The 20,616-nt window shown below is 70.2% G+C and carries 15 protein-coding genes; 9 read left to right on the forward strand and 6 right to left on the reverse strand.

What is annotated here, in order from left to right; genetic code table 11:
• Positions 1-794, reverse strand: a 794-nt coding sequence (locus GSF22_RS13870; RefSeq protein WP_208813972.1) for a hypothetical protein, incomplete at its 3' end; no start/stop codon positions are given.
• A gap of 240 nt (positions 795-1,034) precedes the next feature.
• Positions 1,035-1,688, reverse strand: a complete 654-nt coding sequence (gene nfi / locus GSF22_RS13875) for a deoxyribonuclease V (protein ID WP_208813973.1) — start codon at positions 1,686-1,688, stop codon at positions 1,035-1,037.
• Between the two features lie 218 nt (positions 1,689-1,906).
• On the opposite strand from nfi, the gene GSF22_RS13880 reads away from it, so the two are divergent.
• Entirely contained in the window at positions 1,907-2,707 is an 801-nt protein-coding gene (locus GSF22_RS13880) for a S1 family peptidase (RefSeq protein WP_208813974.1), read from the forward strand.
• 202 nt (positions 2,708-2,909) lie between these two features.
• Here the strand turns inward: GSF22_RS13880 and GSF22_RS13885 are convergent, their stop codons facing one another.
• Genes GSF22_RS13885 through GSF22_RS13895 form a run of 3 tightly spaced genes read right to left on the reverse strand, consistent with a single transcriptional unit; the run spans position 2,910 to position 6,659 of the window.
• Entirely contained in the window at positions 2,910-5,882 is a 2,973-nt protein-coding gene (locus tag GSF22_RS13885; RefSeq protein WP_208813975.1) for a toxin glutamine deamidase domain-containing protein, read from the reverse strand.
• 14 nt (positions 5,883-5,896) lie between these two features.
• Positions 5,897-6,229 carry a hypothetical protein gene (locus tag GSF22_RS13890; RefSeq protein ID WP_208813976.1) on the reverse strand — a complete coding sequence of 111 codons (333 nt, stop codon included), beginning with the start codon at positions 6,227-6,229 and terminating at the stop codon, positions 5,897-5,899.
• On the reverse strand, positions 6,222-6,659 hold the full coding sequence (locus tag GSF22_RS13895) for a YbaB/EbfC family nucleoid-associated protein (RefSeq protein ID WP_307803983.1): 438 nt from the start codon (positions 6,657-6,659) through the stop codon (positions 6,222-6,224). The genes GSF22_RS13890 and GSF22_RS13895 overlap by 8 nt, the downstream gene beginning before the upstream one ends.
• A gap of 78 nt (positions 6,660-6,737) precedes the next feature.
• On the opposite strand from GSF22_RS13895, the gene GSF22_RS13900 reads away from it, so the two are divergent.
• Positions 6,738-7,970: an SUKH-3 domain-containing protein gene (locus GSF22_RS13900; RefSeq protein WP_208813978.1), complete on the forward strand. Its 1,233-nt coding sequence runs from the start codon at positions 6,738-6,740 to the stop codon at positions 7,968-7,970.
• A gap of 62 nt (positions 7,971-8,032) precedes the next feature.
• Here GSF22_RS13900 and GSF22_RS13905 read toward each other — a convergent pair whose 3' ends face one another.
• Entirely contained in the window at positions 8,033-9,472 is a 1,440-nt protein-coding gene (locus GSF22_RS13905; protein WP_208813979.1) for an aldehyde dehydrogenase family protein, read from the reverse strand.
• 140 nt (positions 9,473-9,612) lie between these two features.
• On the opposite strand from GSF22_RS13905, the gene GSF22_RS13910 reads away from it, so the two are divergent.
• From GSF22_RS13910 to GSF22_RS13940, 7 genes are all read left to right on the forward strand, one after another.
• On the forward strand, positions 9,613-11,049 hold the full coding sequence (locus tag GSF22_RS13910) for a gamma-aminobutyraldehyde dehydrogenase (protein ID WP_208813980.1): 1,437 nt from the start codon (positions 9,613-9,615) through the stop codon (positions 11,047-11,049).
• A 3-nt stretch (positions 11,050-11,052) separates the two neighbouring features.
• The gene (gabT, locus tag GSF22_RS13915; RefSeq protein ID WP_208813981.1) at positions 11,053-12,327 is read left to right on the forward strand and encodes a 4-aminobutyrate--2-oxoglutarate transaminase; all 1,275 of its coding nucleotides are present in this window, start codon (positions 11,053-11,055) and stop codon (positions 12,325-12,327) included.
• A 142-nt stretch (positions 12,328-12,469) separates the two neighbouring features.
• Positions 12,470-14,695 (forward strand): S8 family peptidase, encoded by a 2,226-nt coding sequence (locus GSF22_RS13920; protein WP_208813982.1) that lies wholly within the window; start codon positions 12,470-12,472, stop codon positions 14,693-14,695.
• Between the two features lie 300 nt (positions 14,696-14,995).
• Positions 14,996-17,227 (forward strand): S8 family peptidase, encoded by a 2,232-nt coding sequence (locus GSF22_RS13925; RefSeq protein ID WP_208813983.1) that lies wholly within the window; start codon positions 14,996-14,998, stop codon positions 17,225-17,227.
• 106 nt (positions 17,228-17,333) lie between these two features.
• The gene (locus tag GSF22_RS13930) at positions 17,334-18,617 is read left to right on the forward strand and encodes a GAF domain-containing protein (protein WP_208813984.1); all 1,284 of its coding nucleotides are present in this window, start codon (positions 17,334-17,336) and stop codon (positions 18,615-18,617) included.
• A 40-nt stretch (positions 18,618-18,657) separates the two neighbouring features.
• Positions 18,658-20,163 carry an aldehyde dehydrogenase gene (gene adh / locus GSF22_RS13935; RefSeq protein WP_208813985.1) on the forward strand — a complete coding sequence of 502 codons (1,506 nt, stop codon included), beginning with the start codon at positions 18,658-18,660 and terminating at the stop codon, positions 20,161-20,163.
• Positions 20,163-20,516: a DUF779 domain-containing protein gene (locus tag GSF22_RS13940; RefSeq protein WP_208813986.1), complete on the forward strand. Its 354-nt coding sequence runs from the start codon at positions 20,163-20,165 to the stop codon at positions 20,514-20,516. The genes adh and GSF22_RS13940 overlap by 1 nt, the downstream gene beginning before the upstream one ends.
• Positions 20,517-20,616: the final 100 nt, after the last annotated feature.

Genomic DNA, 20,616 nt, shown 5'->3' on the forward strand with positions numbered 1-20,616 from the left:
GCCGGCGGCTGCCCCGCCCGCCCACCGGACCGGGGCTGCTGCTCGGCCCGGGACCGGCGGAGCAGGAAGACCAGGAGCGCCACCCCGATGGCGACCATCGCGGCGCCGAAGATCATGACGAAGGTACCGATCCCGAAGCCGCCGCCCGAACCCGTCGAGGCCGGCACCGCAGCCGGCGCCTCGTCGGCCGGCAGCGGGGCCGACCCGGTGGTGGGGGCGGCCGCCCCCACGGTCGGCGTCGCCCCGGCGGTCACCGACGGCGTCGGTTTCCGGCTGGGCGTGGGCGTCGGCGCGGTCGCGCGGCCCCCCACGACCTTCGAGGTGGTGCCGCCGTACCCGATGGTCCGTCCGGTCCCGGCGATCGCCTGCCCGATGATGTTCAGCCGACCCGACGGCGCCCCGGCCAGGAAGGTCACCCGGTACCGCACGGAGAGACTCTTGCCCTTGCAGAGCGTCGGATTGGTCGGAGCGGTCCGGACGGTGGTCAACGTACCGGTGCCGGAGACCGGAATCGGCCGCCACTGCCCGGCCAGGGCCACCTCGACCCGGACCTGCCCGGCGGTGACCCCGGACAGTTGCAGCGCCAGGCCGGTACGCACCAGCACGCAGCCGTCCGTCTTCTTGGTCACGCCCAGGTTCACCGCCCCGGGGCCACCCCCGGCGGTGAAGCTGCTGGCCGCCCGGACCCGCACGGAATCCCCCTCGGCCAGGGCCGGTGCCGCGCCGGTGGCCAGCAGTCCGGCCACGAGCGCGGCACCGGCCGCGAACCGCACCGCACCGCCACGTACCGACATGTCCACCTCACTGCGTCCTCGGGGTAGGTCGGCGGTCAGGCTACTACCATCCCCCGTTCCCGTCCGGCCGCGTGACGCACCGGCTGTCCGACGCCCACACTCCGCAACAGCCACGGACCGCGACGGTCGACGGCAGACGGCAGACGGCAGACCGTCGACGCGGACCGCGGCGGTCGACGCCCGGACCCTACGGTCGACGGCCGACGCCCGCCCCTACGGTCGACGGCCGACGCCCGCCCCCTACGGTCGACGCCCGGCGAGCGCGTCCCGGCACAACCGGTCCGCCTGCCGGGTGGTTTCCGGCAGGCGGTACCGCGGGGCCAACCTGAGCACCAGCGACGACGCGTTGTCCAGGCCGATCCGGTGACCGACCGAGACGAAGACCGGTTTCACCCCCGCCTGGGTACGCAGCACCCGACCCACGGTCTCCGTACCGTCGCGCAGGTCGGTCCACGCCCCCCGCTCCGGCGCCGGCGGCTCCCACGTACCGACCAGCGGTGTCTTCCCCACACCGAGCGCCGGCAGCCCGGTGACCACGCCCAGATGACAGGCCAGCCCGAACCGCCTCGGGTGCGCCAACCCGTGCCCGTCACAGATCAGCACCTCGGGCCGGACGGTCAGCCGGTCCAGCGCCGCCTCCAGCGCCGGCAACTCCCGGAACGCGAACAGCCCCGGGACGTACGGGAACGCCGGCCGGCCGGTGACCACCGCCGAGTCGACCAGCGCGAGGGTACGGGCGTCCAGCACGGTCACCGCCGCCGCGAGGCGCGCACCGTCCTCGGCGTACGCCACGTCCAGTCCGGCCACCGTGGCCGGATCGGCCGGGCCGGGTCCAGTCAGGTCGACCTCGGCCCGCAGCCGCTCCTGGATCGCCTCCGCCTCCTCGACATGCATGTAAGGAAGGGCCCCTTCTTATCGTTTTCGGTAGAGGAAGGGCCCCTTGTTAACACGTTTCCCCCACGCACCCGGGTACCGCCCCGCACCGTTTTACATCCGACGGTATGACACAAACAGGATGCAGATGGACACTCCATAGGAGCTTATCGATGGATAGGCTCCCGGCATCGTGATCGGTGAGCGGTATCCCGCCCACCCACCAGTCGGGAGGCCCGATGAATCGCTGGCGCAAGATGCTCGGCCTGATGGCCACCGCGCTGACCGCGGTGACCGTCAGCAGCTTCACTCTGACCGCACCTGCCGCCGCCGAACCCACCGGCGACGTCAGCCCGTACGTCGTCGGTGGCACCCGGGCCGCCCTCGGCGAGTTCCCGTTCATGGTCCGGCTCTCCATGGGCTGCGGCGGCTCGCTCTACAGCCCGACCCTGGTGCTGACCGCCGCGCACTGCGTGGGCGGCACCGGCGCCAACACCAGCATCACCGCGACCCTCGGAGTCGTCGACCTCCAGTCGACCACCGGCCGGATCACCGTCCGGTCGAACTACGTGTACCGGGCACCCGGCTACAGCGGGTCGGGCAAGGACTGGGCCCTGATCCGCCTCGCCACCCCGGTCACCAGCCTGGCCACCCTGCCGATCACCACCAGTACCGCGTACGACAGCGGCACCTTCACCGTCGCCGGCTGGGGAGCGACCCGCGAGGGCGGCGCCCAGTCCCGGTACCTGATGAAGGCCAACGTGCCCTTCGTCAGCGACAGCAGCTGCAGCGCATCGTACGGTGGCGACCTGATCCCCGCCGAGGAGATCTGCGCCGGCTACAGCAGCGGCGGCGTCGACACCTGCCAGGGCGACTCGGGCGGCCCGATGTTCCGGCGGAACTCGGCCGGCGCCTGGGTTCAGGTCGGCATCGTGAGCTGGGGCTACGGCTGCGCCCGCGCCGGCTACCCGGGCGTCTACACCCAGGTCAGCTACTTCGCCTCGGCGATCGCCTCGGCCGCCGCCAGCCTCGGCGGCTGACGCACGCGACCAGCAGCGCAGGTCCGGGGACCGGTACGGCGGGAAACAGCCGCCCCACCGGTCCCCGGACCGCGTCGACAGTCGATCCGCCGCATATCAGGAGTCGTCCCAGGCCCCGCCGGACCTGCACGACATCCCGTTCAGGGTGCCGCGATCCGGGCGTCCCGGGGCGCCCGCCGGGACTCCGGCGGGCGTTGCTGAACTAGTTCGGCACGTCGAGCAGATCGACCCGGTTGACGTAGGTTCCGTCGTACCCGTCGGTCGTCTCCTCGGTCTGCTCCCCACGGCTGCTGAAGCCGCCCGGCGGCCGGTCCGCCAGCGGCGCCGGGCGCCCGTCCGCCCCGAGCACCAGGGCGTCGATGGAGGTGACGTTCCCACCCCACGCCGCGCCACTGTGACCGTAGAGCGGCAGGTCCGCCCGCATCTGGTTGTTCTGCGAGTCCAGATAGAGCACCGTCCCACCCTGGTTGAGCGCCACCCAGGCATGCGAGCCGCCCTGCTCCCAGGTGGTCACCAGGAAGGCGTACGAGCCGTGTCCCTCGGCGAGCAGCTTGTCCCGGAGGTCGGCGAACCCACGGTCGACAGCCTGCCGCACCGCTGCCGGAGCCAGCCCTTCGTCCAGCGGGCACAGCTCCTGGAAGCCGCCGCCGGTGATCTCCTCCACCCGCGCCGGCCCGCCCGCCTCGCCGTTGACCGGCTGCCGGACGTCACCATTCCAGTAGCCGTCGAAGGTACGCGGCGCAGAAACCCGGGGCCGACCGTGCACCCACGTCTCGTAGAGCGACAACGTGCAGTCCAGACAGTTGATCGAGCGGGCCGGATCGGCCCGGGGACCGCCGTCGTTGGCCAACCGGAACCAGCTCCCCTGCCGGGGATCCGGGGTACGGACGGGGTTCCCCTCCGGGTCGAGTGGAATGTGCCGCTCCAGGTCGGTCTGGTGCAGCGCCAGCGGCCGGCGTAGACCACCCCGCTCGCCGTACCGACGGCTGCGCTCGATCGGTGGCGGATCGTCCGAGCCGGTCAGTGCCGAACGGTTGCCGGTACGGACCGGACCGTCCACCAGGTCACCCGCGTCGTCGTTGATCCGGGCGAAGTCACCGTCGTCGTCGATCCGGACCACGTCGGGCACCACCGACCCCGCGAGCACCGCCTCCGCAAGATCCTGCAACGCGTACGCCGTCCGCAGCTCCCGATTGGCCGCTGCCGTGAACTGATCTGCTAGTTCACTCTGGCCAGACCTATCGAGCCGAAGCGCCTGCTTCGCATAACGGCGCGCCCGGTCCTCGCACAGTCGACCACTATCTCTATAGCGCCGAGATTCCTTGGCTCGGCGATTGAACTCATGCCGCTCACGTTGCCACCTCAGATAGCCGCGATAGCGCCGACGGTCCACGCCCTCCCGGTTCGCCACCCGCCGAATCTCGTACCACTCAGGGGTGCGGGGTGCGGGAGGACCGGCATGATTCGGGCTGGTCGCCTCGACTGGTACACGCTGCGTGTGGGGCACCGGGGCGCCAGCGCCCAAGGCTTCAAGCAGCGGGAAACGAGGATTCGACGGTGGGACAGGTGCCGTCGGAAGAGAACTGCCACCCGTCGTGAGAGAAGCCGCCCGAACGTCTGGTTGGCTACCAACTGCCGGGGCCGGCGAATCCGGGAGCAGGGACGTAACAGGAGAGGCGACGCTGGCCGGCGGTGGCGTGGGGCTGGTCGGTGCGGCAGACAGGCCGACTCCGGAGGAAACCCCGGAAATGGGCTCCGACGGCCCTCCCGCATCGGCCACGGTTGCCACTGATCCGACCTCGGATGGAGCCAGACCCTGCAACAGCAGCGAAGAAGGCACAGCGTCCGGACGGTCAGCTGTAGCAGGGATGCTCGGGCCCGACAGCGACGCAGGTGCCAGCAGATCCGCAGGTCTACTCTGTTCCGGATAAGACGGTACTTCCCGTGAACCTTCAGGCGTCGACGCGAAATGGTCCGCCCTCAAATCCGGGTTCACCGTTCTGATCTGCTCCCCGGGTGATTCTTCACCACTGTGCAAGGGCCAGTTGGAGCCCTCGGAGACTGCCGGGGATTGCACCACTGTCGGCGACGACGAGCCCGTCGACGAAGCCGCCTCCCCTGGTACCAGACCAAGGGGAACCGCTGGCGTACCAGCCAGGGCGCCGAGCCGTCCGTCGAGCCTGGCCTGCAACGCAGCGTCGCTCTGGCTGACCGCCGATGCGCTGAGACCGGACGTCGCGGCGCGGGCGCTGTCTTCGAACGACGTCAGGCCGCCGCCTGTTGCCAGACTCGCCAGGTTGTCGGCGAGTACCTCACCGGCCATGCTGCGGCCAAGGTCTTCGGCGATCTGCGCCCGGCGACCCATCGCGTGTGGTCCCAGTCCAGCGAGGGAGGCTCCGGCTCCGCCTACGAAGCCACCCAAAGCCGATCTGCCGACTGAGTCGAGGTCCAAGCCGTCGCGGCGGCCGGTGCTGTTCTGGTAGCCCTGAACCGCGAGGTCGATACCGACCTCCTCACCCGCTTCCTTCAGTCCCTCGACACCGGCCCGGGCCGCCAGCCCTTTCATCCCTTTCTCGGCGAGTTGACGGGCGGCCTTCTCACCAGCCTCCTTGAGCCCACGACGGAGGGACTTCCGAGCGAGTTGGCCGATCAGCCGTTTGAATATCTGCTGGATGACGGCTCGGGTCGCGGCCATCGCAGCAGCTGCGGCGGGGGATGCCGCACCGGCGGTCAACGCGACTGCGACCGCCAGCGCAAGTAGTTCCACGACGAGGATGCCTAGTTCGATCCAGACCTCGATCTTGGCTGCCTCGATGTCACAGCCGCACTCCTGGACCAGTCGACCCATCTCATGACTGATCGTGGCCAACGCGAACAGCGGCGCATCGTCGCCCTCGGAAACCTTGCGCCAGGCGGCCTCGAACGCGGTGTACTCCGCGCCGGTGTGGCTGTAGGCCGCACTCACCTCGGCAGCGGCAGCGACGATGTCGTCACGCGGGCCAGCGAGTACGGCAGCGACCGAGAACCACTGGTCAGCGAGGTCCCATACCGCCTTCTCGTTACCCTCGGGCCACTCGACGCCGATGACCCACTCAAGCGCCTCGTAGACCCAGCCGGGCAGTTCCCAGGGCGAATAGTCCAAGGGATGCGGAATGGGACTGGGCAGTATGGTCATGAGAGCCGAACCGATCAGCGGGGACGAATGGTCCGTTGGATCCGCGATGCGTTGGCGATGTCGGTTTCCGTGCTGGCCCGTACCGCCTGAACCACATCGTTGCCGAGCTGGTCGACATAGCTACCCAGCCGCTGCCACCCCTGCAGAAAGGTCGTCTCGAACTCGCGGTACTTGTGGTCGAAGGCCGATCCGATATCGTCCCTCCCCCACGGGCGCTGGGCACTCGCTGCCGCAATCTCGTCGCCCAATTTTCTGCGCTCGGCGCTGATGGCCCGGCCACCCGATGCCAGTTCCGACCCGGCACGGCGGGCACGAGCCCGGTCGAGCCACAACTCGCCGTCAGCCATTTCGCTCCGCCTCTCTCTCCGATTCTCCGCCCAGTACGGCGTCGCTCCGGCGAAGCAGGGAACCGAAGTTGCCCTCCCTCAGGTAGTCGAGCGCACCCGAGCCGGCCGGTAGGTACCCGGCAACCAGCCGCTGGGTAGCCGCTGTAGCGGCCATCGTGGCGCGATGGATCGTCTCCGTGATCGTGCGGCTCAGTCGGTTGACATCACGCTCGCGCTGCACGCCCGGGTGGAGGGTGACGCTGATGACCTGACCCCGGGGACCCACCACGACATCCACCAGGCCATCGGCGGATCTCTCGGTCACGCGGAGCGCGGCTAGTTGTTCCTGTAGGTCGTCCAAACCGGACCGAAGCTGCTGGTACTGGCTGTGCACCTCCGCGAATCGTTCCCGCAGATGCTGGTTGACATCTCGGTCGGCGCTTTCCGTCACCGCCGCCTCCCCGTCACTTTCGGTACGGCAGACCATACCGGGCGCCACCGACGCGTGGGGTCCGGTAGCTTCCGATGAATGATCAGCCGCCAGGAAGCTGAGGAAATTGCGGCCGTGTGGGCTCAGCGGGACTCGTCGCGCCTCGGTGTCCCGTGCACACCGGTAGTACACGAATTCGACCTCGGCTACCTCATCACCGCCGCCGTGCCTCCAACGACGCCCACGACGCCGGGCGACCTGCCCCATACGATCGTCGACAGGGAGACCGGGGAGGTCTCCAACTGGCCACGGCTCCCCGCTCAGGTGGTCGAGCGCCTCTACCGGGAGGACCGCGTCAGCCGACCGGCGTCGCCGCGAACGGTGGACCCGGCGGCACAACTGCTCCGCAGCGTACGAAGGGCAGCCACTCCCGACACAGCCGCTCATCTGACTGTCGAGGGCCGGCTGCACGTCGCCAACGGCGCCAAGGGTGAGGTGACCTTGCGGCACCACCCGCTCGTCCGGGCCTATCTGGACGAGTTGCCTGCCGGCAGGCTGGTACGCGGCGGCGAACGACACGCCGAGTTGATCGTGATCTCCGACGTGTTGTACGCCGAGGACCAGCAGCGGGCTACCGATGGTCAGCCCTCTGCGGAGATCGCCGATGCGGTGGGCCTGTTCGAAGAGGCGCACCTGGAGATCTTCCGGATTCGTGAGCCCGGAGATCCGGCGGCTGGCCGGGCCGAACGGCCCTGCGACTCGTGCCTCAACGCGTTGGTGCACTTCGGGCTGCGGCCCTGGTCCGATCTGGCGTTCACCCGTGAATGGCGCCCGGAACCTCAGCCCTCGCCGCAGCCCGACCGGTTCCCGCCCGAGGTCAGCAACTCGCTCGTTGCAGCAGGCTGGCAACCAGGCTTCGGCGACGAAGCTTTAGCAACGATTGCAATCGAGGAGACATGCGAGGTCTCCGGAGTATCGCGAGGGCACCACCCATTTCCCGCAGTTCAGCAACTGCTAGCCATGTTTCCAGGCCTCAGCAGTAGTCGAATGGGGCCCGGAACCGAGGTCTGGATTTCTGGTTTCACGATCGAACCGTTGTCGGCTGCGTACAGTGCTGACACCCTTGCCGACTTCGGCCGGGTGCTGGGCGTACGGCTCTTCCCGATCGGCACCGAGCAGCAGGAGAGCATCCTCGCCGTCGACGAGCACGGCCGGGTCTTCGCCCTCGACCAGGCCGGCGAGTGGTTCCTCGGCGCCGACATCGACACCGCGCTGACCACTCTCCTGCTCGGCAGGGCCCCTGCACGGGTACGCGACGACGGCACCTGGTGACCCCCGGCAGGCGTTAACAAGGGGCCCTTCCTATACCGAAAACGTTAACAGGGGGCCCTTCCTTACAGCTCCAGGGCGGTGAAGACCAGGACGCGCGGGTCGGTGTAGTCCTCCATGGCGCTGCGCAGGCCCTCCCGTCCGACGCCGCTGCCCTTGACGCCGCCGTACGGCATCTGGTCGGCCCGGTAGGAGGGGACGTCCCCGATGATCACACCGCCGACCTGCAAGGCCCGACTCGCGGCGAAGGCGACGTCCAGCCGGTGGGTGAACACCCCGGCCTGGAGGCCGTACGCGGAGTCGTTGATCGCGGCGAACCCGGCCCGGTCGTCGGTGACCGGGGCGACCACCAGCACCGGCCCGAAGACCTCCTCGGCGCAGACCTTCGCGTCGGCCGGTACCCCGGTGAGCACGGTCGGCGGGTAGCTGGTGCCCTCCCGCCTGCCGCCGACGGCGATGGTGGCACCGGCGGCGACCGCCTCGTCCACCCACTGCTCGACCCGTTGCGCGGCGGCCTCGTCGATCAGCGGGCCGACGTCGGTGTGGTCGTCGGAGGGGTCACCGGTGCGCAGCGCCCCGACCGCCGCGACCAGCCGGGGCAGGAACCCGTCGTAGAGCCATTCGTGCACGTACACCCGTTGCACGGCGATGCAGCTCTGCCCGGCCTGGTAGTTGGCGAACAGTGCGATCCGGTTGGCGGCGAGGGTCAGGTCCTCGTCCGACGACCAGTCCTCGCAGATCAGCGCGGCGGCGTTGCCGCCCAGTTCCAGGGTGACGTGCTTCTCCGGCACGGCACGGCGGATGGCGGCGCCGACCGGGCCGCTGCCGGTGAAGGAGACGACCGGCAGCCGGGGGTCGGTGACGAGTTCGGCGGCGCGGTCGTTGGGCAGCGGCAGCACGGAGAACATCCCGGCCGGCAGGGCCGTCTCGGCGAGCAGCTCACCGAGGAGCAGCGCGGAGAGCGGGGTGGCCGGGGCCGGTTTGACGATGATCGGGGCGCCGACCGCGATGGCCGGGGCGACCTTGTGGGCGACCAGGTTGAGCGGGAAGTTGAACGGCGCGATGCCGAGCACCGGGCCCTTGGGTACCCGGCGGACCAGGGCGGTCCGCCCGGTGGCGGCCGGGTCGGTGTCGAGACGTTGCAGTTCGCCGGAGAACCGGCGGGCCTCCTCGGCGGCCCAGCGGAAGGTGGAGACGGCCCGGCCGACCTCGGCCCGCGCCCACTTGACCGGTTTGCCGTTCTCGGCGGTGATCAGGCGGGCGATCTCCTCGGCGCGTTCGGCGAGCCGGCGGGAGACGTGGTCGAGGGCGGCGGCCCGCGCGTGGGCGGGCAGGGCCGCAGCCTCCGCCGCCACGTCCGCGGCGGCCGCGACGGCGGCTTCGACCTGGTCGGGCGTGGCATGGCTGGTACGTCCGACCGGGCGCCCGTCGTACGGGTGGTGCACGGTCGACTCACCCTCGCCGTGCTCGGGTCGGCCGGCGACAAAGAACGCTCTGGGCTCCACGCGGGCAGCCTAAACGACCAGCACACCGCACGGAAACAGTCGCCTCAGACCTTGTCTGCCGCGAATTCAGTGGCCAAGATGGCAGCAAGACCGCGATTACCGCCGCACACATCATCCCCGGCCACTCTCGGAGATCAGTCATGAGCGACCAGCAGAAGCTGCGCAACTTCGTCAACGGCGAGTATGTCGACCCGGTCGACGGCGGGTACGCGGACCTCGTCGACCCGTGCACGGGTGAGGTGTTCGCCCAGGCGCCGGTTTCCGGGGCCGCCGACGTGGATGCCGCGATGCGGGCCGCCTCGACCGCTTTCGAGACGTGGCGGGACGCCACCCCGGCGGAGCGGCAGCGGGCGCTGCTGCGGTTCGCCGACGCGGTGGAGTCGCGCGCGGCCGAGTTGGTCGACGCGGAGGTCCGCAACACCGGCAAGCCGCGTCAGTTGACCACCGAGGAGGAGTTGCCGCCGGCCGTGGACGAGCTGCGGTTCTTCGCGGGTGCGGCGCGGGTGCTGGAGGGGCGTTCGGCCGGGGAGTACCTGGCCGGGCACACGTCGTACGTGCGGCGTGAGCCGATCGGGGTGTGTGCCCAGGTCACCCCGTGGAACTACCCGTTGATGATGGCGATTTGGAAGATCGCCCCGGCGTTGGCGGCCGGTAACACGGTGGTCCTCAAGCCGTCGGACACCACCCCGGTCTCGACGCTGCTGCTGGCCGAGATCGCCGCCGAGTTCTTCCCGCCGGGGGTCTTCAACGTGGTCTGCGGTGACCGGGACACCGGTCGTACCCTGGTCGCCCACCGGACCCCGCAGCTGGTGTCGATCACCGGCTCGACCCGGGCGGGCATGGAGGTCGCGGCGGCTGCCGCACCGGACCTGAAGCGGACGCACCTGGAGCTGGGTGGCAAGGCGCCGGTGGTGATCTTCGACGACGCGGACCTGGCGAAGGCGGCCGAGGCGATCGCGGTGGGCGGTTACTTCAACGCCGGGCAGGACTGCACGGCGGCGACCCGGGTGCTGGCCGGTCCGGGCGTGTACGACGACTTCGTCGCGGCCCTGACCGAGCAGGCCCGGAACACCAGGACCGGCGCCCCGGACGACTCCGACGTGCTCTACGGTCCGTTGAACAACGCCAACCAGCTCGCCCGGGTACGCGGTTTCGTGGACCGGCTGCCGGACCACGCGAACCTGCACACCGGCGGGGCGCAGGTCGGCGAGCGCGGCTTCTTCTACGCCCCGACGGTGGTCTCCGGGGTACGCCAGACCGACGAGATCATCCAGGACGAGGTGTTCGGGCCGGTGATCACGGTCCAGCGGTTCTCCGACGAGGACGAGGCGGTGCGCTGGGCCAACGGCGTGGAGTACGGCCTGTCCGCGTCGGTCTGGACCGCCGACCACGGTCGGGCGATGCGGATGACCCGCCGGCTGGACTTCGGCTGTGTCTGGGTGAACACGCACATCCCGTTCGTGTCGGAGATGCCGCACGGCGGGTTCAAGCACTCCGGGCACGGCAAGGACCTGTCGATGTACAGCCTGGAGGACTACACCCGGGTCAAGCACGTCATGCACAACATCGAGGGCTGAGCCATGGCGTCGTCGGAGGAACTGCACAAGCGGCGTCAGGCTGCGGTGGCCCGGGGGGTCGGGAGTGTCGTCGACTCGTACGTCGACCATGCCTCGGGCGGGACGGTCACCGACGTCGAGGGGCGGGAGTGGATCGACTTCGCCGCCGGCATCGCGGTGACCAACGTCGGCAACTCGGCCCCGAGGGTGGTCGAGGCGGTCCGCGCCCAGGTCGAGAGGTTCACCCACACCTGTTTCATGGTCGCCCCGTACGAGTCGTACGTGGCGGTCTGCGAGCAGTTGAACACCCTCACCCCGGGCAGTTTCGAGAAGCGGTCCGCGTTGTTCAACTCCGGTGCCGAGGCGGTGGAGAACGCGGTGAAGATCGCCCGGCATGCGACCGGGCGTCCGGCGGTGGTGGTCTTCGACCACGCGTACCACGGCCGGACCAACCTGACCATGGCGTTGACCGCGAAGAACATGCCGTACAAGCACCGGTTCGGGCCGTTCGCCGGGGAGGTCTACCGGGTGCCGATGTCGTACCCGCTGCGCGACGGTGGGCTGTCCGGCGCCAAGGCGGCGGCCCGGGCGATCGAGACGGTGGAGAAGCAGGTCGGCGCGGAGAACGTGGCCGCGCTGCTGATCGAGCCGATCCAGGGCGAGGGCGGTTTCGTGGTACCCGCGCCGGGTTTCCTGCCGGCGCTGCGCGAGTGGGCGACGGCGGCCGGCGTGGTGTTCGTCGCCGACGAGATCCAGACCGGGTTCTGCCGGACCGGGGACTGGTTCGCCTGCGACCACGAGGGGGTGGAGCCGGATCTGGTCACCCTGGCCAAGGGGATCGCCGGTGGTCTGCCGTTGGCTGCGGTGACCGGGCGGGCCGAGCTGATGGACGCGGTGCACGTCGGCGGCCTCGGTGGCACGTACGGCGGTAGTCCGATCGCCTGCGCGGCGGCGTTGGCGAGCATCGAGACGATGCACGAGCTGGATCTGGCCGCCGCTGCCCGGCGGATCGAGTCGGTGCTGGTACCCCGGCTGCGGGCGATCGCCGAGCGGTCCGGTGGGCGGGTCGCCGAGGTGCGGGGCCGGGGGGCGATGCTCGCAATGGAGCTGGTGCAGCCGGGCACGTCGACCCCGGATCCGGTGGGTACGGCGGCGGTGTCGGCGGCCTGCCACCGCGCCGGTCTGCTCACCCTGACCTGCGGGACGTACGGCAACGTGCTGCGGCTGCTGCCGCCGCTGGTCATCTCCGACGACGAGTTGGCGCGGGGTGCGGACATCCTGGCCGCCGCCTTCGACTGAGCAGTCAGTCAGACAGTGGCGGAAAGTAGATAGAAGCATCTCTACATTTGAATAATGTTCATCTAGCATCTCCTCATCGATCAGCGTTTGTCGATCGGCCCGCCATGAGCGGGCCGGTCGCGCATCGGAAGGGGACGCACGAATGGCATCTTCGCCCTCCCACAGACGTCGCTGGCGCCTCGGCGTGGCGACGACCGCGGTAGCCGCCGCGGTGGCGTTCGGTTCACCCGCGACCGCAGCACCCGCCGAGGGGCAGATCCTCCAGGCCGGCGGTGCCACCGCCGTCAGCGAGTCGTACATCGTCGTGCTCAAGGACACCGTGGGCCGGACCGGCGTCGCCGGCAAGGCCCGTGACCTCGCCGGCCGGCACGGCGGCGCGGTGGCCCGGACCTACTCCAACGCCCTGCTCGGCTTCGAGGCGAAGCTCAGCGAGGCCCAGGCCCGCAAGCTCGCCGCCGACCCGTCGGTGAAGTACGTCCAGCAGAACCACACGGTCAGCATCAACGGCACCCAGTCCCCCACCCCCTCGTGGGGCCTGGACCGCAGTGACCAGCGTGCCCTACCGCTGAACAACTCCTACACGTACCCGAACACCGGCTCCGGCGTACGGGCCTACATCATCGACACCGGCGTCCGGTTCACCCACAGCGACTTCGGTGGCCGGGCGGTGAGCGGCTTCGACGCCATCGACGGTGGCGCCGCGGACGACTGCAACGGCCACGGCACGCACGTCGCCGGCACCGTCGGCGGCACCGCGTACGGCATCGCCAAGGGGGTCACCCTGGTCGGCGTCCGGGTCCTGGACTGTGGCGGCAGCGGCACCTACGCCCAGGTCATCGCCGGCATCGACTGGGTCACCGGGGACCACGACCCGGGTGAGCCGGCGGTCGCCAACATGAGCCTCGGCGGCGGCTTCGACCAGGCCACCAACGACGCCGTGACCCGCTCGATCGCCGACGGCGTCAGCTACGGCGTCGCGGCCGGCAACGAGACCGGTACGGACGCCTGCACCAAGTCCCCGGCCAGCACCCCGAACGCGATCACCGTCGGCTCGACCACCAACACCGACGCCCGGTCGTCCTTCTCCAACATCGGTACCTGTCTGGACATCTTCGCCCCGGGTTCGTCGATCACCTCGGCGTGGTACACCAACGACACCGCGACCAACACCATCAGCGGTACCTCGATGGCGACCCCGCACGTGGTCGGCGCGGCGGCCCTGGTCCTCGCGGCCAGCCCGTCGTACACCCCGCAGCAGGTCCGCGACAAGCTGGTCAACGACGCCACCAACGGCGTGGTCACCAGCCCCGGCACCGGCTCGCCGAACAAGCTCCTCTACGTCGGCAACATCACCCCGCCGACCCAGGACTTCTCGATCGCGGTCGCCCCGACCTCCGGCTCGGTGAACCCGGGCAGCTCGGTCAGCGCCACGGTCAGCACCGCCACCACGGTCGGCAGCCCGCAGACCGTCGCGCTCTCCGCCAGCGGCCTGCCCGCCGGCGCGACCGCCTCGTTCAGCCCGTCCTCGGTCAGCTCCGGCGGCTCGTCGACCCTGACCATCGCCACCACCTCGGCGACCGCCCCGGGCACGTACCAGGTGACCATCACCGGCACCGGTGGCGTGACCACCCAGACCACGTCGTACACGCTGACCGTCAACGGGCCGCCCGGCTGCTCGCAGACCAACGGCACCGATGTGAGCATCGCCGACAACACCACCGTGCAGAGCTCGATCACCATCTCCGGCTGCACCGGCAACGCCGGCACGGGCAGCACCGTCGCCGTCGACATCGTGCACACCTACATCGGTGACCTGGTGGTCAGCCTCGTCGCCCCGGACGGCAGCGCGTACACGCTGCACAACCGGACCGGCGGCTCGGCCGACAACATCGCCCAGACCTACACGGTCAACCTCTCCGGCGAGGTCGCCAACGGCACCTGGAAGCTCCAGGTGCAGGACGCCGCCGGCGGTGACACCGGCTACCTGAACAGCTGGACGCTCAACCTCACCGGCACCGCCCCGCCGTCCTGCGGCGGCAGCAACGGCACCAACGTCACGATCAGCGACAACACCACGGTCAACAGCACCCTCGCGGTCAGCGGCTGCACCGGCAACGCCTCCTCGACCAGCACCGTGGCCGTGCAGATCGTGCACACCTACATCGGTGACCTGGTGGTCACCCTGGTCGCCCCGGACGGCAGCACCTACGTGCTGCACAACCGGACCGGCAGCTCGACCGACAACATCAACCAGACCTACACGGTCAACCTCTCCAGCGAGGTCCGCAACGGCACCTGGACCCTCCGGGTCCAGGACGCCGCTGCCGGTGACGTCGGGTACATCGACAACTGGACCCTGAGCCTGTAACCGGTCCCGCACCGCGCGACAAGGGCGGGCCGGAGCAGCCGACACCATCGGCGGCTCCGGCCCGTCCGGCGCATCCGGCCCGTCCGGCGTGTCCGGCGTATCCGGCGCGTCGGCGCATCTGTCCCGTCCTGCCCGTCCGACGCTCAGCAAACGTTTTCCCTGCTTAAGCCACGATTAATAAGATCCATACATCTCCACATTTCCCCGCGCCTGCCCTAGCATCTCCCTCGGCTCGATCAACTGGAACCGATTGACCCGCCACGAGCGCGTTGATCAGATAGCGGAAGGAACACCCGAGGGATGACACACTCCCCCGCCCCGAGACGCCGCTGGCGTCTGGCTGTCGCCACAGCAGCAGTGGCGACAGCCACCGCCTTCGCCGCCCCGGCGAACGCCGCCCCCGCCGAGGGGCAGATCCTCCAGGCCGGTGGCGCCACGGCCGTAGCCGAGTCGTACATCGTCGTCTTCAAGGACACCTCGGTGAGCCGTACCGGGACCGCCGGTAAGGCCCGTGACCTGGCCGGCCGGCACGGCGGCACGGTCGGTCGCACCTACTCCAACGCCCTGCGCGGCTTCGAGGCGCGGCTCTCCGAGACCGCCGCCCGTCGGCTCGCGGCCGACCCCTCCGTCAAGTACGTCCAGCAGAACCACACCGTGCGGATCACCGGTACCCAGAGCCCGACGTCCTCCTGGGGCCTGGACCGGATCGACCAGCGCGCGCTGCCGCTGAACAACTCCTACACGTACCCGAACACCGGCTCCGGCGTGAAGGCGTACATCATCGACACCGGCATCCGGTTCAGCCACACCGACTTCGGCGGCCGGGCCGTGTCCGGCTTCGACTCCGTCGACGGCGGCACCGCGGACGACTGCAACGGTCACGGTACGCACGTCGCCGGCACCGTCGGTGGCACTTCTTACGGCGTGGCCAAGGGCGTCACCCTGGTCGGTGTCCGGGTGCTGGACTGCGCCGGCAGCGGCACCAACGCCGGGGTCATCCAGGGCATCGACTGGGTCACCGGTGACCATGCCGCCGGTCAGCTCGCGGTGGCGAACATGAGCCTCGGTGGCGGCTTCGACCAGGCCACCAACGACGCGACCGCCCGTTCGATCGCCGACGGGGTCACCTACGGTCTCGCGGCGGGCAACGACAGCGGCGCCAACGCCTGCAACACCTCGCCGGCCAGCACCCCCGCCGGCATCACCGTCGGCTCGACCACCAGCACCGACGCCCGGTCGTCCTTCTCCAACATCGGTACCTGCCTGGACATCTTCGCCCCGGGCTCGTCGATCACCTCGGCCTGGTACACCAGCAACACCGCGACCAACACCATCAGCGGTACCTCGATGGCGACCCCGCACGTGGTCGGCGCCGCCGCGCTCGTGCTCGCCGCCAACCCGACCTTCACCCCGCAGCAGGTCCGCGACAAGCTGGTCAACGACGCCACCAGCAACGTGGTGACCAGCCCCGGCACCGGATCGCCGAACAAGCTCCTCTACGTCGGCGGCACGACCACTCCGCCCACCCAGGACTTCTCCCTGGCCGTGGCCCCGACCGCCGGCTCGGTGAACCCGGGCAGCTCGGTCAGCGCCACGGTCAGCACCGCCACCACGGCCGGCGGCGCCCAGAACGTGACGCTCTCCGCCAGCGGCCTGCCCGCCGGCGCGACCGCCAGCTTCAGCCCGTCCTCGGTGACCTCGGGCGGCTCGTCCACCATGACGATCAGCACCACCGGCTCCACCGCCCCGGGCACGTACGCGGTGACCGTCACGGGGGCCGGCAGCACCGGCACGAAGACCGCGTCGTACAGCCTGACGGTCAACGGGCCGGCCGGCTGCTCGGCGACCAACGGCACCGACGTGACCATCGCCGACAACGCCACCGTGGAAAGCTCGATCACCGTCTCCGGCTGCACCGGCAACGCCGGCTCGGCCAGCACCGTCGCGGTGAACATCGTGCACACCTACATCGGTGACCTGGTCGTCACGCTCGTCGCCCCCGACGGAACGGCCTACACCCTGCACAACCGCACCGGCAGCTCGACCGACAACATCAACCAGACGTACACCGTCAACCTCTCCGGCGAGGTCGCCAACGGCACCTGGAAGCTGCGGGTGCAGGACGCCGCGAGCGGCGACACCGGCTACCTGAACAGCTGGACGCTCAACCTGGGCGGGGGCACGACCCCGGCCTGCGGCGGCAGCAACGGCACCAACGTCACCATCAGCGACAACACCACCGTGTCCAGCACCATCCCGGTCAGTGGCTGCACCGGCAACGCCTCCTCGACCAGCAAGGTCGCGGTGAACATCGTGCACACCTACATCGGTGACCTGGTCGTCACGCTCGTCGCCCCCGACGGAACGGCCTACACCCTGCACAACCGCACCGGCAGCTCGACCGACAACATCAACCAGACGTACACGGTCAACCTCTCCGGCGAGGTCCGCAACGGCACCTGGACCCTCCGGGTACAGGACGCCGCCAGCGGGGACACCGGGTACCTCGACGCCTGGACCCTGACCCTCTGACCGGTCCAGCCCTCTGGCGGATGCGCCGCATCTGAGAGAGGTTAGGAAGGGCCCCTTCTACAACCAAAAACGATAAGAAGGGGCCCTTCCTTTCAGGAGGTCGGTGGTGGCTGACCGGTGGCTGGCGCTGGAGCACGGTGCTGATCCGGCGGAACGGATCGCGCAGGTGGGTGCGGCCTACGAGACGTTCCTGCGGGAGGGCACCGCGCCGGACCCGGTACGGGAGGTGGTGGCCCGCTCGTGGCGGCGGGCGGTCGGCGCCCGGCTCGACCCGGAGACCATGCCCCCGGTCGAGTTGACCGACGACGCGCTGGAGAGCTACCGGGCCGCGCATCCGCTGGCCCGGGTACTGCCCCTGTTCCGGGACCTGCTCGGCAGCGTCGCCGAGGACGGGGCCCACCTGATGGCGGTCTGCGACGCGTACGGGCGGCTGCTCTGGGTGGAGGGTCACCCGGGGGTGCTGCGCCGGGCCGAGCGGATGAACTTCGTACCGGGGGCCCGCTGGGACGAAACCCATGCGGGTACGAACGCACCGGGTACCGCGCTCGCGGTCGGCCACGGGGTGCAGATCTTCGCCACCGAACACTTCAGCCGGCCGGTGCAACGGTGGACCTGCGCCGCCGCCCCCATCCACGACCCGCTGACCGGGCGGCTGCTCGGCGCCGTCGACATCACCGGCGGGGACCAGCTCGCCAACCCGCAGAGCCTGGCCCTGGTCCGGGCCACCGCCCGGGCCGCCGAGGCGCACCTGACCGGGCCGGTCGACCCGGACGTGCTGACGGTCAGCGCGCTCGGCCGGGACGACGCGGAACTGCGGGTCGCCGGCCGTCGGATCCGCCTCGGTCGCCGGCACAGCGAACTGCTGGTACTGCTGCTGCACCATCCGGAGGGACGGACCGGGGAACAGCTCGGGCTCGACCTGTACGGCGACGGCCCGGTACCGCCCGTCACCCTGCGTGCCGAGCTGTCCCGGCTGCGCCGGATCCTCGGCCCGGAACTGCTGGACTCCCGCCCCTACCGGCTGCGCGGCACGGTACGCGCGGACTTCCGTACCGTGCTGGACCGGCTGGAGCTGGGCGATCCGGCGGGCGCGCTCGACGCGTACCCGGGTCCGTTGCTGCCCGGCTCGGACGCACCGGGAGTGGCGCGACTGCGCCGGCTGGTCGACGGGCAGCTCCGCGCGGCCGTACTGGCCGGTGCGGACCCGGCGCTGCTCGCGGCCTGGACCGCGACCCCGGCCGGCGACGACGACCTGACCGCCTGGGAGACCCTGGCGCGGGCCCTGCCGCCGGGCGCGCCCCGTCGGCCGCTCGCCGTCGCGCGGGCCCGCCAGCTCGCCCGGGAGTACGCGGTACCGCGCGCAACCTTTTCGCAACGTACCGGAAACTAACGTGACCGCCGTCACCTCACCAACGACGGCGGAGGCCCCCATGGCGCGTTATGCGGCACCCGACTTCTACCAGTCCCGCTACGACCACTTCATCGGCGGTGAGTACGTCACGCCGCACCACGGCCGCTACTTCGAGAACGTCACCCCGGTCACCGGTCAGCCGTTCTGCGAGGTGGCCCGGGGTACCGCCGAGGACGTCGAACGGGCCCTGGACGCGGCGCACGGCGCCGCCGACTCCTGGGGGCGTACCCCGGTCGCCGAGCGGGCGCTCATCCTGAACCGGATCGCCGACCGGATGGAGGAGCACCTGGAGTCCCTGGCGATCGCCGAGACCTGGGAGAACGGCAAGCCGGTACGGGAGACGCTGGCCGCCGACATTCCGCTCGCCATCGACCACTTCCGCTATTTTGCGGGGGCGATCCGGGCCCAGGAGGGTTCGCTCGGCGAGTTGGACGACGACACGGTGGCCTACCACTTCCACGAGCCGCTGGGGGTGGTCGCCCAGATCATCCCGTGGAACTTCCCGATCCTGATGGCCACCTGGAAGCTCGCTCCCGCGCTGGCCGCCGGGAACACGGTGGTGCTCAAGCCGGCCGAGCAGACCCCGGCCTCGATCCACTACTGGCTCTCCCTGGTGGCCGACCTGCTGCCGCCGGGCGTGGTCAACATCGTCAACGGGTTCGGGGTGGAGGCCGGCAAGCCGCTCGCCTCGTCCCCCCGGGTGGCCAAGGTGGCGTTCACCGGCGAGACCACCACCGGGCGGCTGATCATGCAGTACGCCAGCGAGAACATCAAGCCGGTCACCCTGGAACTCGGCGGCAAGAGCCCGAACATCTTCTTCGACGACGTCAGCGCGGCCCGGGACGACTTCTTCGACAAGGCGCTGGAGGGCTTCACCATGTTCGCCCTCAACCAGGGCGAGGTCTGCACCTGCCCGTCCCGGGCGCTGATCCAGCAGGGCCACTACGCGGACTTCCTCGCCGCCGCGGTGGAGCGGACGAGGGCGGTGGTCCAGGGCCACCCGCTGGACACCGAGACGATGATCGGCGCCCAGGCGTCGAACGACCAACTGGAGAAGATCCTGTCCTACCTGGACATCGGCCGGCAGGAGGGCGCCCGCGTCCTCACCGGTGGGGAGCGGGCCGACCTGGGTGGTGAACTGTCGGGCGGGTACTACGTCCAGCCGACCATCTTCGAGGGCGACAACTCGATGCGGATCTTCCAGGAGGAGATCTTCGGCCCGGTGGTCTCGGTGACCTCGTTCACCGACTTCTCCGACGCCGTGAAGATCGCCAACGACACGCTGTACGGCCTGGGTGCGGGGGTCTGGACCCGGGACCTGAACACCGCGTACCGGGCCGGCCGGGCGATCCAGGCCGGACGGGTCTGGACCAACTGCTACCACGCGTACCCGGCGCACGCCGCGTTCGGCGGGTACAAGCAGTCCGGGATCGGCCGGGAGAACCACCGGATGATGCTGGAGCACTACCAGCAGACCAAGAACCTGCTGGTCAGCTACTCCCCCAAGAAGCTCGGCTTCTTCTGATGGCCGATCCCGGCGCGGTCGTCTCCGTCACGCCTGCGGCGGCCGGGCTGATCCGGTCGCTGCGGGCGGTACACGGGCCGCTGATGTTCCACCAGTCCGGTGGCTGCTGCGACGGCAGCGCCCCGATGTGCTTCCCGGTCGGTGAGTTCCGGACCGGCGCCTCGGACGTCCGGCTCGCCGCGCTGGACATCGACGGGGTACCGGAGCCGGTGGAGTTCTGGATGTCGACGGCCCAGTGGGAGTTGTGGCGGCACACCCGGTTGACCGTCGACGTGGTACCCGGCCGGGGCAGCGGGTTCTCGCTGGAGGCCCCGGAGGGCGTCCGCTTCCTGATCCGCTCCCACCTCGCCTGAGGTGTAAGGAAGGGCCCCTTCCTATCGCTTTCGGTATAGGAAGGGGCCCTTCCTAACCAACCTGCACGATGCGACTCGGCCCATCCTGGGACCCCTTGAC

This window comes from Micromonospora echinofusca (genome assembly GCF_017614955.1).
Classification (GTDB): Bacteria; Actinomycetota; Actinomycetes; order Mycobacteriales; family Micromonosporaceae; genus Micromonospora; species Micromonospora echinofusca_A.

Bases quoted from the DNA above. Each gene is read 5' to 3' on its own strand.
- GSF22_RS13900 (WP_208813978.1), top strand. From the start codon at position 6,738: ATGATCAGCCGCCAGGAAGCTGAGGAAATTGCGGCCGTGTGGGCTCAG.
- adh (WP_208813985.1), top strand. From the start codon at position 18,658: ATGGCGCGTTATGCGGCACCCGACTTCTACCAGTCCCGCTACGACCAC.
- GSF22_RS13910 (WP_208813980.1), top strand. From the start codon at position 9,613: ATGAGCGACCAGCAGAAGCTGCGCAACTTCGTCAACGGCGAGTATGTC.
- GSF22_RS13925 (WP_208813983.1), top strand. From the start codon at position 14,996: ATGACACACTCCCCCGCCCCGAGACGCCGCTGGCGTCTGGCTGTCGCC.
- nfi (WP_208813973.1), bottom strand. From the start codon at position 1,688: ATGCATGTCGAGGAGGCGGAGGCGATCCAGGAGCGGCTGCGGGCCGAG.
- GSF22_RS13940 (WP_208813986.1), top strand. From the start codon at position 20,163: ATGGCCGATCCCGGCGCGGTCGTCTCCGTCACGCCTGCGGCGGCCGGG.
- GSF22_RS13890 (WP_208813976.1), bottom strand. From the start codon at position 6,229: ATGGCTGACGGCGAGTTGTGGCTCGACCGGGCTCGTGCCCGCCGTGCC.
- GSF22_RS13885 (WP_208813975.1), bottom strand. From the start codon at position 5,882: ATGACCATACTGCCCAGTCCCATTCCGCATCCCTTGGACTATTCGCCC.
- gabT (WP_208813981.1), top strand. From the start codon at position 11,053: ATGGCGTCGTCGGAGGAACTGCACAAGCGGCGTCAGGCTGCGGTGGCC.
- GSF22_RS13880 (WP_208813974.1), top strand. From the start codon at position 1,907: ATGAATCGCTGGCGCAAGATGCTCGGCCTGATGGCCACCGCGCTGACC.
- GSF22_RS13920 (WP_208813982.1), top strand. From the start codon at position 12,470: ATGGCATCTTCGCCCTCCCACAGACGTCGCTGGCGCCTCGGCGTGGCG.